11 protein-coding genes and 1 tRNA gene are annotated in these 13,283 nt (G+C 71.3%); 6 read left to right on the top strand and 6 right to left on the bottom strand.

Features of this window, described 5'->3' with window-relative positions; genetic code table 11:
• Positions 1–43 precede the first annotated feature (43 nt).
• Positions 44–120, bottom strand: a tRNA-Met gene (locus tag OCS65_RS11895).
• Positions 121–375: 255 nt separating this feature from the next.
• Positions 376–3,363 carry a UPF0182 family protein gene (locus OCS65_RS11890; protein WP_185712829.1) on the bottom strand — a complete coding sequence of 996 codons (2,988 nt, stop codon included), beginning with the start codon at positions 3,361–3,363 and terminating at the stop codon, positions 376–378.
• Between the two features lie 155 nt (positions 3,364–3,518).
• Here OCS65_RS11890 and OCS65_RS11885 point away from each other — a divergent pair, with 155 nt between their 5' ends.
• Positions 3,519–4,124: a PPA1309 family protein gene (locus OCS65_RS11885; protein WP_037200991.1), complete on the top strand. Its 606-nt coding sequence runs from the start codon at positions 3,519–3,521 to the stop codon at positions 4,122–4,124.
• Between the two features lie 20 nt (positions 4,125–4,144).
• Here the strand turns inward: OCS65_RS11885 and OCS65_RS11880 are convergent, their stop codons facing one another.
• On the bottom strand, positions 4,145–5,170 hold the full coding sequence (locus tag OCS65_RS11880; protein ID WP_029544543.1) for a YlbL family protein: 1,026 nt from the start codon (positions 5,168–5,170) through the stop codon (positions 4,145–4,147).
• Positions 5,171–5,258: 88 nt separating this feature from the next.
• Between OCS65_RS11880 and OCS65_RS11875 the strand changes: the two genes are divergently transcribed.
• The 4 genes from OCS65_RS11875 (at position 5,259) to OCS65_RS11860 (ending at position 9,178) form a co-directional block, all read left to right on the top strand.
• Complete coding sequence (locus tag OCS65_RS11875; protein WP_006942790.1) at positions 5,259–6,761, top strand: zinc-dependent metalloprotease; 1,503 nt, start codon at positions 5,259–5,261, stop codon at positions 6,759–6,761.
• Between the two features lie 94 nt (positions 6,762–6,855).
• Entirely contained in the window at positions 6,856–7,716 is an 861-nt protein-coding gene (locus OCS65_RS11870) for a TOMM precursor leader peptide-binding protein (protein ID WP_029544547.1), read from the top strand.
• Entirely contained in the window at positions 7,713–7,835 is a 123-nt protein-coding gene (locus OCS65_RS11865; protein WP_263510223.1) for a hypothetical protein, read from the top strand. Before OCS65_RS11870 ends, OCS65_RS11865 begins: the two co-directional genes overlap by 4 nt.
• An 11-nt stretch (positions 7,836–7,846) precedes the next feature.
• Entirely contained in the window at positions 7,847–9,178 is a 1,332-nt protein-coding gene (locus OCS65_RS11860; RefSeq protein WP_029544549.1) for an ABC1 kinase family protein, read from the top strand.
• A gap of 21 nt (positions 9,179–9,199) precedes the next feature.
• On the opposite strand, the gene OCS65_RS11855 is transcribed toward OCS65_RS11860, so the two are convergent.
• Entirely contained in the window at positions 9,200–9,478 is a 279-nt protein-coding gene (locus tag OCS65_RS11855) for a WhiB family transcriptional regulator (protein ID WP_043797088.1), read from the bottom strand.
• A gap of 383 nt (positions 9,479–9,861) precedes the next feature.
• Positions 9,862–11,994 carry an ATP-dependent DNA helicase UvrD2 gene (locus OCS65_RS11850; RefSeq protein WP_235431071.1) on the bottom strand — a complete coding sequence of 711 codons (2,133 nt, stop codon included), beginning with the start codon at positions 11,992–11,994 and terminating at the stop codon, positions 9,862–9,864.
• Positions 11,995–12,108: 114 nt separating this feature from the next.
• On the opposite strand from OCS65_RS11850, the gene OCS65_RS11845 reads away from it, so the two are divergent.
• Complete coding sequence (locus tag OCS65_RS11845) at positions 12,109–12,363, top strand: mycoredoxin (protein ID WP_029544555.1); 255 nt, start codon at positions 12,109–12,111, stop codon at positions 12,361–12,363.
• 36 nt (positions 12,364–12,399) lie between these two features.
• On the opposite strand, the gene OCS65_RS11840 is transcribed toward OCS65_RS11845, so the two are convergent.
• A complete protein-coding gene (locus OCS65_RS11840) occupies positions 12,400–13,242 on the bottom strand; it encodes an SDR family NAD(P)-dependent oxidoreductase (protein WP_263510220.1) in 843 nt (280 codons plus the stop codon).
• Positions 13,243–13,283 lie beyond the last annotated feature (41 nt).

Raw genomic sequence — 13,283 nt, 5'->3', positions numbered from 1 at the left:
GAAGGGCCCGGCACCGGATGATCCGGTGCCGGGCCCTTCCACTTGGTAGCGGGGACAGGATTTGAACCTGCGACCTCTGGGTTATGAGCCCAGCGAGCTACCGAGCTGCTCCACCCCGCGTTGCAAGAACGAAGTTACACGGCCCGATGAACGGAATGCAAATCGCCTGGGCGAAGGCCGTTTTCGCCCGTCATCCTGTGTCCTGGGACACACTCGCGCGACGACCCCGCTCACATAACGGTGGAATAACAATCGCGTGGCGAGGCGGCCCACCTGCAGTGCGAGAGCGGCTGCCCCGGCCGGACGCCGAGTCGTCCTCGAACCGACGGGGCCCCGCGCACCTCGTGCGCGGGGCCCCGTTCGTCGCGGAAGGGATCAGCCGCCGGTGGACTGGTACGCGTCCACGGCCGCCTGCACCCGTTGCAGCGCCCGGCCGTAGGCGGCGAAGTCGCCCGTGCTCTGGGCCGCACTGAGCTCGGCCAGCGCCGCGTCGAGTTCGGCGACCGCGGCCGCCCGGTCCGCGGGAGCCGGGGCGGGAGCGGGGTTCGGCGCCGGAGCGGGCGCCGGAGCCGCTGCCTGACCGTCCTGCTCCGTCCCCTCGACCGGCGCGGTGGGCGCCGACTCGCCACCCGGCGCGGTGGCCGCACTGCCGACACCGGCCCCGAAGACCTGGTCCAGCGCCGCGGCGAGGGTGGGGGCGTAGCCGATGCGCACGCCGCCGGCAGGGCCGGGCTCGCGATAGCTGACGATCACCCGGGACAGCTGCGGGAACGTCGACGTGCTCCCCGTCGCCGAACTGCGTTCCGTGTACATCGGCTGGACGTAGAGGATCCCGCCCTGGGCGATGGGCAACGTCAGCAGGTTGCCGTACTGGATCCGGTTGGATCTCTCGAGCAGGGTCCGCTCCGACGCGACGCGCGTGTCGGAGATCATCGCGTTCTGCGTCTGTTCGGGACCGAACGTCTGGGTGTCGGTCGGCAGCCGCAGGATCGTGAACCTGCCGTAGTTGTCCGGGTCCGAGTCCACCGAGATGTACGCGGACAGGAACTGCCGGTTGAAGCCCACCATCGCCGAGGTGAGCCGGAACGACGGGCGGGCCGTCTCCTCGTCACCGATCAGCACGTAGTACGGCGGCTGGTTCGCGGTCGTGTCCACCGTCGGATCGCTCGGCACCGACCAGAACGCGTTGTTGGTGAAGAACTCGCGCGGGTCGTCCACGTGATACTTCGCGAGCATCTCGCGCTGCACCTTGAACAGGTCCTCCGGGTACCGGAAGTGCGAGCGGAGCTCGTCGGAGATCTGATCCTGCGGGGTCACCGCATCGGGGAAGACACCCATCCACGCCTTCAGGACCGGGTCCTGGTCGTCGACCTGGTAGAGGGTCACGGTGCCGTCGTACGCGTCGACCGTCGCCTTCACCGAGTTCCGGATGTAGGAGACCTCCTTGCGGGGCAGCAGCCGGCCGGTGTTCTGGTCGACGCTGTCCTCGACGAGCCCTTCGAGGGAACTGCGCTGCGCGTACGGGTAGTTGTCGAGCGTGGTGTAGGCGTCGACGATCCACACGATGCGCCCGTCGACCGCGGCGGGATAGGCGTCGCCGTCGGCGGTGAGCCACGGCGCGACCTTCGTCACCCGGTCCCGCGGGTCGCGGTTGAACAGCAGCTTCGACTCGCTGCCGATGGCGCTCGAGAACAGGATGTTGCGTTCGGCGTACTTGGACGCGAACGCGAGCCGGTTGAACCAGTTGCCGATCGAGACGCCACCCGAGCCGGTGTAGGTGTACTGCGCGGTGTCGGTGTCGTACTCCCGCGGGGCCTCCCCCTCGGCGGCACCGACGATCGCGTAGTCGGGCTCCTCCTGCGCGATGACCTCACCGAAGTAGATCCGCGGCTGCTCGACCGGAATCACCTGGTTGCCCGACTCGAGCGATGCGATGTCGCTGACCATGTACACCGGGTAGCCACTGTTGCTGTTCGCGGCCTCTTCCGCGGACTCGCTGGCGGCCGCGTTCACCCGGTTGGCGGGAGCCGCGACCAGGCCGTTGCCGTGGGTGTACACCGTGTGCTTGTTGATCCAGTCGGTCTGGTTGCCCGTCAGGCTCGACGGCGACAGCTCGCGGGCGGCGACGATGTAGTCCTCGCGCTCCCCGTCGATCTCGTACCGGTCGATGTCCAGCGACGGCGGGAACCCGTAGAAGTTCTTCAGCTGCTGCTGCTGGGTGAAGGTGCGCGGCAGCACGTTGGGATCGAGCAGGCGGGTGTTGGCGATGGTGGTCACGTCCGCCGGCACGTTGCGCGGTGACGTGGTGCCCACGCCGGGGTAATCCCGGTACTCCACGATCTCGTCCGTGATGCCGTAGGCCTCACGCGTCGCCGCGATGTTGCGCTCGATGTACTCGGACTCCTTGACGGCGGCGTTCGGCCGGACGGAGAACTGCTCGACCACCAGCGGCCACACGGCCCCGACGAGGATCGACGAGAGCACGAGCAGGGCCGTCGCCATCGCCGGGATGCGCAGGTCGCGCAGCACGATGGCCGCGAAGAACGCCACCGCGCAGATGACCGCGATCGCCATCAGGATCAGCTTCGCGGGCAGCACGGCATTGATGTCGGTGAAGCCCGCGCCCGTGAAGGTGGGCTCCTTGCGCCCGCTCCACAGCAGTGCGTACCGGTCGAGCCAGTACGCGATCGCCTTGAGCGCAACGAAGATCCCGGCCAGCACGGCCAGCTGGATGCGGGCGGCGCGGGTGAGGCTGCCGCCGCGGCCGGCGAGCCGGATGCCGCCGAAGATGTAGTGGGTGACCAGGCTGGCGAAGAGCGCCAGGATGACCGCCACGAACATCCAGTTCAGCAGGAAGCGGTAGAACGGCAGGTCGAAGGCGTAGAACCCGACGTCCAGCCCGAACTGGGGGTCCGTGGTGCCGAACGAGCCGCCGTTGAAGAACATCTGCACGGTCACCCAGCTCGCCTGCGCGATCAGGCCCGACAGCAGGCCGAGCACGATCGGAATGCCGAGGCCGAACGTGCGCAGCCGGGTCATCACCGTGGTGCGATACCGCGAGATGGGGTCGTTGGGCCCGGATGCGGGCACGAACACCGGCCGCGATCGGTACGCCAGCAGCAGCGCCAGCCACACCACACCGCCCACGAACAGGCTCACGAGGAGGAACAGGACGATCCGGGTCAACAGCACCTTCAGGTACACGTCACGGAAGTCGACCTCACCGAACCACAGCCAGTTGGTGTAGGCGTCCACCAGTCGGGGACCGACCAGCAGCAGCACCGCGGCCACCACGGCCAGGCTCAGCAGGATCTTGCTGCGTTTCGACAGCGAAGGTACTCCGGTGGGGGGCCTCATGCCCACGTGCCACACTCCCAATTCTCCGGCGACGCGAACGCGCCGCAGCTGTTCACCCCGACTGTCACCCACGGCACTCGCGGTGACCGTTTCGCCCCACTCTACGGAATGAGGCGACCACCACGCCGCGCGGCGACGAGACCCGGCGACGATGCAAGGATATGTCCGTGAGCGACAGTCATCCCGTCCCGTCCGAAGACGCCCTGCGCCGGTGCGTCGGTGAGATCGTCGACTTCGTCGACGCCGGTGGCTGGGGACAGCCGCCGACGATGTTCGCGCTGGTGCCCACGGCCCTGCTGGCGGCGTCGGAACCCACCCTGCTCGACCAGCTCGACGAGGGCCACGAGTACACCCCGGTGGAGCAGGAGGCCTTCCCCGACGACGTCGAAGGCGGCAGCCCCGCCCTCGACGAGTTCCTCGCCACCACCAGCTGGCCCGATTCCGTCGCCGGCTGCGCCCTGGTGCAGGAGATCGTGGTGCTGCCCCCGAGCGCGGAGTCGGATCTCGACGACGCGCTGGTGCCGCTGCTCGCCGATCCGCACGCCGCCGACGAGGCCGCCCGGGCCGCGGCGCACGGGCACCCGGAGCGGCGCGATGCCCGCCTGATCGCGGCGGTCCTGCGCGACGGCCCGTCGCTGTCCCTGCTGCAGCTGAGGCCCACCGACGAGGACGACCCGTTCGCCGGGATCGAGCTGCGCACCTACGACAACCTCGCGCCGAACGTGGTGTCCGCCCTGTACGCGACCCTCGAACCGGGCGACGACTAGGACCGGTCCCGCACGACGGCCTAGCCGCAGGTGGGCGCGTCGCCGCCGGCGGCGAGGGAGCCGAGCGCGTCGATCGCGCCCTCGAGGGTCTCGACCTTGACCAGCCGCATCCCGTCGGGGGCGTCGCTCTGTGCCTCGGCGCAGTTGTCGGCGGGCACGAGGAACACCGTGGCGCCGTCCTCCGCGGCCCCGACGAGCTTGTGGGTGATGCCGCCGATCGGGCCGACGACCCCGTCGGAGTCGATGGTGCCGGTGCCTGCGACGACCTCGCCGCCGCTGAGCTCGCCGGGGCTGAGCTTGTCGACCACGGCGAGGCTGAAGATCAGCCCCGCCGACGGGCCACCGACGTCGGCGAGGTTGAACGTCACGTCGAACGGCACGTCCGGGACCTCCTCGGGGCTGATGCCGAGGAAGCCCTTGTCCGGGTCGTCGGGGCGGGCTCCCACGGTCACCGAGGCGGTCTGCTCGACCCCGTCGCGCACCAGCACGACGTCGACCGGGGTGCCGGGCGCGACGGCGGCGACGGCCCGCTGCACGCTGCCGGCGGTGGTCACCGGCTCCCCGGCGACGGTGACGAGCCGGTCGCCCTCGCGCAGCACGCCGGCGGAGGGCCCGGACTCGCCGACCCTGGCGACGCGCAGGACGACGGGCAGGTCGAGGTGGTGCAGGGCGGCGAGTTCCGCGCTGCGTTCGGACTGCTCGAACTGGGCGGCGTCCGCCTCCTTGACCTGTTCCCTGGTCGCGGTGGGCGGGTAGATCTGCTCGCGGGGGGCGATCCCGTACCGGCTGCCCAGCCACGCCGAGAGCGCCTGCGCCACGGTCAGGCGGTCGCTGACCCCGACCGTGGTCATCACGAGCTCGCCACTGGTGGGGTCGGTGTCGGCGCCCTCGATGGCGACGACAGCCTTGCCGTCGATCTCGCCGAGGGTGTCGAACGTCGGGCCCGGACCGAGCGCCACGTACGGCACCTTCACGTTCAGCGCCACCGTCACCAGCAGCAGCGCGGGGAACAGCGCCGCCAGGATCGTCACGAGCCGTCGATTCACCCGGCCAGGGTATCCGGAGCGGCGATGTTCGCGATCAGCGTGATCGCGGGGGCCGCCACCCCGCGGTGCGCCTTGTACCGTTGACGACATGAGCGACACGCCTTTCGGATTCTCGAATCCCGACGACGACCCGGACCGCAGGAAGGACTCCGGTTCCGGCGCCGAGGGATCCGGCGCCGAGGGCGCCGGCCCGGAGGGCGCCGGGTCCCAGGGCGGCGCCACCGGCGGGTTCCCCTTCGGTTTCGGGGCCCCCGGCGCAGGCGGTGCCCCGTTCGGCGCGGGTGGCGACAACCCGTTCGGCGCGCAGGGCTTCGACCCGGCGGCGCTCGGGCAGATGCTGACACAGTTCGGTCAGATGCTCAGCGGCATGGGCAGCGCGGTGGGGTCCGGCGGTTCCGGGCCGGTCAACTACGAGGTGGCCGGCAAGCTCGCCCGCCAGCAGATCGGCTCCGTCACCCCGGTGTCGTCCGGGTCGGCGGATGCCGTCCGGGACGCCGCACATCTGGCGGAACTGTGGCTCGACGGGGCGACGACCCTGCCCGCGGGCGCGACCCGCACCGTCGCGTGGACGCCCGTCGACTGGCTCGACAACACGCTCGAGACGTGGAAACGCCTGTGCGATCCGGTGGCCGAGCAGGTCAACGGCATGTGGATGCAGGGCCTGCCGGAAGAGGCCCGGGCGATGGCCGGGCCGATGCTCGGCATGTTCTCCCAGATGGGCGGGCTGGCGTTCGGTTCCCAGCTCGGACAGGCCCTCGGGCAGCTCGCCAAGGAGGTCCTGACCTCGACCGACATCGGCCTGCCGCTCGGGCCCGCGGGCACCGCGGCGCTGATGCCCGCCGCGATCGAGGCGTTCGGTGACGGACTCGAGCAGCCGGCCCAGGAAGTCCTGGTCTTCCTCGCCGCCCGGGAGGCGGCACACCAACGGCTCTACAGCCACGTGCCGTGGCTGCGCTCGCGCCTGCTGTCCACTGTGGAGGACTACGCGCGTGGCATCCGGATGGACTTCTCCGCGATCGAGGACCTCGCCCAGGGTATCGATCCCATGGCGCTGACGGATCCGTCGAAGATCGAGGAACTGCTCAAGGGTGCGGCGTTCGAGCCGCAGACCACCCCCGAGCAGAAGCAGGCCCTCGAACGCCTCGAAACGCTGCTCGCCCTGGTCGAGGGCTGGGTGGAGACCGTGGTCGCCGACGCGCTCGGCGACCGGCTCCCCGGGGTGGCCGCGCTGAGCGAGACGCTGCGCCGCCGCCGCGCGAGCGGCGGGCCCGCCGAGCAGACCTTCGCGACTCTCGTCGGTCTCGAGTTGCGGCCGCGGAAGCTGCGCGAGGCCGCGGCCCTGTGGCGCCGGCTCACCACCGATGCCGGGCCGGACGCGCGGGACAAGGTATGGGCGCACCCGGATCTGCTGCCGGACTCGTCGGACCTCGACAACCCGGCCGCGTTCCTCGACCGCGTCATCGGCGGAGAAGCGGCGGCGTTCGACGATCCGATCGCCCAGCTGCGCGAGACCGAGGCGCGCGAACGCGCCGAGCGGGAGAAGGGCGAGCCGGGCTCCGGCGAGTCCACCGATCCCGACGAATCCGCCTGAACGCACATCGGGCCAGGTAGGCGCCGGTTTTACCCTGTGGACAACCCGCCTCGGGCACAGGTGGTGCGACGGGGGTTGCTGTCAGGCTGACGGCATGACCACGGCAACGCATCCACAGTCCGGACCGGCGCTCGACCCTGCCCTCGAGGTGCTCCACCGACCGGACGGCACGGTGCAACTCGGGTGGGGCCCGGACACGGCGGCCGTCCTGTCCCCCGGCGCGGGGCTCGACGCGTTCGGCCTCTCGACGGTGCTGCGCCTGCTCGACGGGCGCTCGTCGCGCGAGGAGATCCTCGCCCGCACCGCGCGGGCGGGGCTGCCGGGCGCCGCCGTCACCGCCCTGCTCGACGAGCTGACCGCCCTCGGTGCGGTCCGGGATCCCGGCGTAGCCGCGCTGCAGGTCCCCCGGGTGCGGGTGCACGGGCGCGGGCCACTGGCAGACGCGCTGGTCGCCCAACTGACGGTGTCGGGCACGCGGCTGCGCCGGTCCGCCGTCTACACCGGCGACAGCGACGTCGCCCGCTGGGACGCGCAGTGCGTGCTGCTCACCGACGCGCTGGTGCCCGACCCCGGTCTCGTCCGCGAGCTGATGCGGCACCGTGTGCCGCATCTGCCCGTACTGCTGCGCGACGGCCGCGGCATCGTCGGCCCCTTCGTCGTCCCGGGCCGCACGAGCTGCCTGCGCTGCGCCGATCTGACCCGCACGGATCTCGATCCGCACTGGCCGCAGCTGGCCGCCCAGCTGTGCGACCGCGTCGGGTGTGCGGAGCCCGCAGCGGTGCTGGCGACCGCGGCCCTCGCCCTCGGACAGCTCGACGCGATTCTCGCCGCCTCGCCGTCCACGCCGCCCGCGACGTTGGACCGGACCCTCGAGGTGGATCTGCGCAGCCATCGACTCACGTCGCGGCGCTGGTTCCGGCACCCGGACTGCGGGTGCGGAGGCACACCCGCGTGAAGCGGCGCACCGCGCCGGTCACGCAGCGGCGCACCGCGCCGGTCACGCAGCGGCGCACCGCGCCGGTCACGCAGCGGCGCACCGCGCCGGTCACGCAGCGGCGCACCGCGCCGGTCTGACGCCGTCAGGCATGATGGTGGGCGTGGCCGAAATCCCCCGCAGAAGCAGTTCCCGCACCGCCAAGCTCGCCAGCATCCCCCTCGGGATCGCCGGTCGCGCCGCGGTGGGATTCGGCCGGCGTCTGGCCGGAGGGGACCGCGAGGAGATCGATGCCGAGCTCGCGGCGAAGGCGGCCGAGCAGCTGTTCACGGTGCTCGGCGAGCTCAAGGGCGGAGCCATGAAGGTGGGCCAGGCGCTGAGCGTGATGGAAGCCGCGGTGCCGGAGGAGTTCGCCGAGCCGTACCGGGAGGCGCTGACGAAGCTGCAGTCGGCGGCGCCGCCGCTACCGGCCAAGGCGGTCCATCGCGTCCTCGATCAGCAGCTCGGCGCCCGCTGGCGGGAGCGCTTCGCCTCGTTCGACGACATTCCCACCGCCTCGGCGAGCATCGGCCAGGTCCACCGGGCGGTGTGGGCGGACGGCCGCGAGGTCGCGGTGAAGGTTCAGTACCCGGGCGCCGACGAGGCGCTGCGCGCCGATCTGCGCACCCTGTCGCGGTTCGCGGGACTGTTCGCGACGGTGATGCCGGGCACCGACGTGCGGGCCGTGCTCGACGAGCTGACCGCGCGCACCGAGGAGGAACTCGACTACCGGATCGAGGCCGACAACCAGCGGACGTTCGCCAGGGTGTTCGCCGACGATCCCCGGTTCGTCGTGCCGCGGGTCGTCGCCAGCTCCCCGAAGGTCTTTGTCACCGAATGGCTCACGGCGACACCGCTTTCCATGATCATCGCCGAGGGAACCCGCGAGCAGCGCAACCGGGCCGGGGCGCTGCTGGCCGAGTTCCACTTCGCGTCCCCGGCACAGGTGGGGCTGCTGCACTGCGATCCGCACCCGGGCAACTTCATGCTGCTCGACGACGGCCGGCTCGGCGTCATCGACTTCGGTGCCACGGCCGCGATGCCGAACGGGTTGCCGCCGGTGCTGGGCCGGATGGTGCGGCTGGCCCTCGAGGAGCGCTTCGACGAGCTGACCACGCTGCTCTACGAGAACCGGTTCGTCCTGCCGGGCCGGGAGGTCACCGAGCAGGAGATCGCGGACTACCTGCGCCCGTTCACGGATCCGATCCACACGGAGTCGTTCCACTTCACCCGGGCCTGGCTGCAGAAGGCGGCGGGCACCGCCACCGACTTCTCCGGATCCAACTTCCGCACTGCGCGGGCACTGAACCTGCCGCCGGAGTACGCGAACATCGTCCGCGTACTCCTCGGCTCCGTCGGTATCTGCGCGCAACTGGACGCGCACGCGCCGTACATGCGGATCCTGTCGGCGTGGCTGCCGGGATTCACCGATCCGGTGGACTGACCTCCCGGCAGCCGGTCCGGCCTAGGCGCACACCAGTTCCTTGCGGGGGCGTCCCCGCGGACGCTTGCGGGCGACGACGACACCCCGTTCGAAGATCTCGCCGCCCCACACGCCCCACGGCTCGGCACGGTCGAGTGCCGCGGCGAGGCAGTGGGCGCGGATCGGGCACCGGCCGCACAGCGCCTTGGCTCGCTCCAGTTCGGTCGGTGATTCGGCGAACCACAGGTCCGGATCGCCGTCGCGGCAAGGCAACTCGCGCACGCGCGTCGTATGGTCGACGTCGAGCGTTGCGGTCTGCACGATGGATGTCTCCTCTGTCTGGTTCGGATGCGATGCGCGAACCGGGCAGAAGACGAAGAAGGCCACGGTCCGCTGGGCGGTGTCCGTGGCCGGAAGGCGAATGAAGATTACCGGGGTGAACCTCGGTGGCTTCGGGGCACGGACGAAGGGGCGGCTGCTCGCACGCGGGCGACGCGCGGAGTGCACGCGCCGGCGGCGACGGGGGCGCCGGCGACGGGGGCGGCGACCACCACTGCAGCTGCATCGAAGCCGAGCATCGGGGCCACCTCCTTCGTCGTCCGCGCACGGGCCTTTCCCGTGACATCGACCTCCAGCCTAGGAACTCGGCCGTCGATCGCACAACCCATTTTCTACCTGCGGTTTTACCGCAGCTTTGCGAACCGCTACAGATCGAGGGTATCGGGCGCGCGTTCACCGCGCACGACGGCGAGCACGTCCGCGCCGAACTGCTCGAGTTTCTTCGCCCCGATGCCGGGGATGGCGACGAGGGCACGGTCGTCGCCCGGCCGCTGCTCAGCGATCGCGATGAGCGTGTTGTCGCTGAACACCACGTAGGCGGGGACCTTCATCTCCTTGGAACGTTCCCGGCGCCAGTCCTTCAGCGCCATCAGCAGCGATTCGTCCAGGTCCGACGGGCAGCCCTCGCAGCGCCCGAGCATGGTCGCGGACGACCCCATCAGAGGTTTTCCGCACACGCGGCACTGCGGCCGCTTACGTTTCGGCGACGCGGGGGCCGCGATCCGGGAGGCCGGCGAGTCGTCGGGGATCAGACCGTGCAGGAACCGGGACCGCCGCCGCGACCGGCGGCCGCCTTCGGTGCGCGAGAGCGCCCAGGACAGTTGCAGGTGCACGCGGGCGCGGGTGACCCCGACGTACAGCAGGCGGCGCTCCTCCTCGATGCCGGCCTCGTCGGGCGGCGTGGAGCTGTCGCCGACGACGTGCACGATGGGCAGGGTCCCGTCGGTGAGGCCGACGAGGAAGACCGCGTCCCATTCCAGGCCCTTGGCCGCGTGCAGCGACGCGAGCGTCACGCCCTGCACCGTCGGCGGGTGCCGCGCCTCGGCCCGCGCCGCCAGGTCACGCAGCAGACCGTCGAGATCGAGGTCGGGCTCGTGCCCGAGGAGCTCCTCGGTCAGCTGCACGAGCGCCCGCAGCGATTCCCACCGTTCACGGGCCTGCGCACCGGCAGGCTCGGCCTCGGTCAGGCCGAGCGGGGCGAGCACCGCCCGCACCAGCGTGACGAGGGCGGCGCCGCGATCGGCGCCCTCGGGCAGGTCGTCGCGGCCGTGGGCCTGCCGCAGCGCGCCGACCGCCTGGCGCACCTCGGCGCGGGTGAAGAAGCCCTCGCCGCCGCGGACCTGATACGGGATACCGGCCTCGGTGAACGCCTGCTCGTAGGCCTCCGACTGGGCATTGATGCGGTAGAGCACCGCGATCTCGGCGGCGGGCACCCCCGATCCCAGTAGCTTCGCGATCGACTTGGCCACGGCCTGCGCCTCGGCGGGCTCGTCGTCGTACTCGGCGAACGCCGGCTCGGGTCCGGGCGGGCGCTGGCCGACGAGCTGGAGGCGGGTCCCGGCGATGCGGCCGCGTGCCGCACCGATGACCCGGTTGGCGAGGGACACCACCTGCGGCGTGGAACGGTAGTCGCGTTCGAGCCGGACCACGGTGGCGTCCGGGAATCGGCGGGAGAAGTCGAGCAGATACTGCGGGGTGGCACCGGTGAACGAGTAGATCGTCTGATTCGCGTCGCCGACGACGGTGAGGTCGTCGCGGTCGCCGAGCCACGCGTCGAGCACGCGCTGCTGCAGGGGCGTGACGTCCTGGTACTCGTCGACGACGAAGCAGCGGTAACGGTCGCGGAACTCCTCGGCGACGGCAGTGTGCTCCTCGAGCGCGGCGGCCGTGTGCAGCAGCAGGTCGTCGAAGTCGAGGAAGATACCGTCGTCGCGCACCTTGAGGGACTCGTAGCCGGCGTAGACGGCAGCCACCCGTCCGGCGTCGGCGGGGGGCTCACGCCGGGCCCGGGCCACCGCGGCCGGGTAGTCCTCCGGCGCGACGAGCGAACCCTTGGCCCACTCGATCTCCGAGAGCAGGTCGCGCACGGTGTCGGTGTCGGTGGCGAACCCGGCACGGTGCGCGGCCTGGGAGACGACGGCGAACTTGCGGTCGAGCAGCTGCCACGGCGTGTCGCCGACCACTCGCGGCCAGAAGTAGCGCAGCTGCCGCAGCGCGGCGGCGTGGAAGGTACGCGCCTGCACCTGCGGCCCCGAGCCGCCCACCCCGAGTTCGCGCAGCCGGCTGCGCATCTCCCCGGCGGCGCGGGCGGTGAACGTGACGGCGAGGACCTGGCCGGCCGCGACGTGTCCGTGGGACACCAGGTGCGCGATGCGGCGGGTGATGGTCCGGGTCTTTCCCGTCCCGGCACCGGCGAGGACACACACCGGGCCCCGCGGCGCGAGGACCGCCGCCGCCTGCTGGGGATCCAGGCCCTCCACCGATGCATCTGCTCGCATGGGCTCCATCATGGCAGGACGCGGTGACAGGCCTCCGGCCCACACCGACTGTGGTGGAGAACACATTTCACCGTCGCGCGGAACAGCGGGTGCCCCGGAGTTGTTGTGCGCACCGTGACTACGACCGATGCTCCCGCCCTGACGCTCTACACCACCGACTGGTGCGGCTACTGCCGCCGCCTCAAGAGCCAGCTCGACGAGCACGGCATCGGCTACGCCGAGATCGACATCGAGGCCGATCCGTCCGCCGCCGAGTTCGTCGGCAGCGTCAACGACGGAAACCACGTGGTCCCCACGGTGAAGTTCGCCGACGGCAGCACCGCGACCAATCCCCCGCTGTCCGCGGTCAAGCAGGCGCTCGGTCTCTAGCCGACGGCACCGCATCCGCCGGGAGCACCGGGGAGCTCAGGTGGTGTATCCCGGCGGGGCCGGCACGGCGTGTTCGGCTGCCCGGCTGACCTGCTCCCATGCCGCCCAGTCCCGGATGCGCTGCTGAGCGAGTCCGACCGCGGCGTCGTAGACGACGCTGCCGAGGATCAACCGTCTCGGCGGGGCGTCGCTGTCCACGGCTGCCCGGACCGCGGCCGCGGCGAGCGCCGGCTCGCTGTCGACGCCGCCGGCGGCCGACGTCGCTGCCATCTCGGCGCGCAGCGCCGCATAGTCGTCGAGCGGCGCAGTGGCGGGCATGTCCTTGTACAGGTCCGTCCAGTATCCGCCGGGTTCGACGATCGTCACGGCGACCCCGAAGTGTGCAGCCTCGGCAGCGACCGCCTCGCTCAGTCCTTCCAGTGCGAACTTGCTGGCGCTGTACAACCCGGTGGTGGGAAATGCCGCGATCCCCGCAACACTGGAGATCTGCAGCAGGTGGCCCGGGCGCCGGCGCAGCGCCGGCAACACCGCCTGCGTGACCCACAGCGCTCCGAAGAAGTTGGTCTCCATCTGAGCGCGTGCCTGCTCCTCGGTGAACTCCTCGACGAAGCCCGTCCACATCGTCCCGGCGTTGTTGACGACGACATCGAGGCGCCCGAAGTGGTCGACAACCCGATCGACCGCCGCGAACACCGCCGACCGGTCGGTCACGTCGACGTCGACGGTGAGCACCCGCTCGTCGTCCCGGAACTCGGGCACGGCGGTTGCGGTGCGGGCAAGAGCGGCCACCCGGTCTCCTGCGGTGAGCGCCTCCCGGGTGAACGCTCGGCCTAGCCCTCGGCTTGCCCCCGTGACCAGCCATATCCGCTGCTCGACCATACCGGTGCCTCCTCAAATCTAGACGAGACGGATCGTCTCGC

This window comes from Rhodococcus aetherivorans, from assembly GCF_025722975.1.
Lineage (GTDB): Bacteria > Actinomycetota > Actinomycetes > Mycobacteriales > Mycobacteriaceae > Rhodococcus > Rhodococcus aetherivorans.
The sequence above is the reverse complement of the archived record's forward strand: the minus strand, read 5'-3'. Positions and strand labels throughout refer to the sequence as shown.

Coding starts and splice junctions, on each gene's coding strand:
- OCS65_RS11850 (WP_235431071.1), bottom strand. CDS start 11,994: ATGCGAGCAGATGCATCGGTGGAGGGCCTGGATCCCCAGCAGGCGGCG.
- OCS65_RS11860 (WP_029544549.1), top strand. CDS start 7,847: ATGATGGTGGGCGTGGCCGAAATCCCCCGCAGAAGCAGTTCCCGCACC.
- OCS65_RS11840 (WP_263510220.1), bottom strand. CDS start 13,242: ATGGTCGAGCAGCGGATATGGCTGGTCACGGGGGCAAGCCGAGGGCTA.
- OCS65_RS11885 (WP_037200991.1), top strand. CDS start 3,519: ATGTCCGTGAGCGACAGTCATCCCGTCCCGTCCGAAGACGCCCTGCGC.
- OCS65_RS11875 (WP_006942790.1), top strand. CDS start 5,259: ATGAGCGACACGCCTTTCGGATTCTCGAATCCCGACGACGACCCGGAC.
- OCS65_RS11870 (WP_029544547.1), top strand. CDS start 6,856: ATGACCACGGCAACGCATCCACAGTCCGGACCGGCGCTCGACCCTGCC.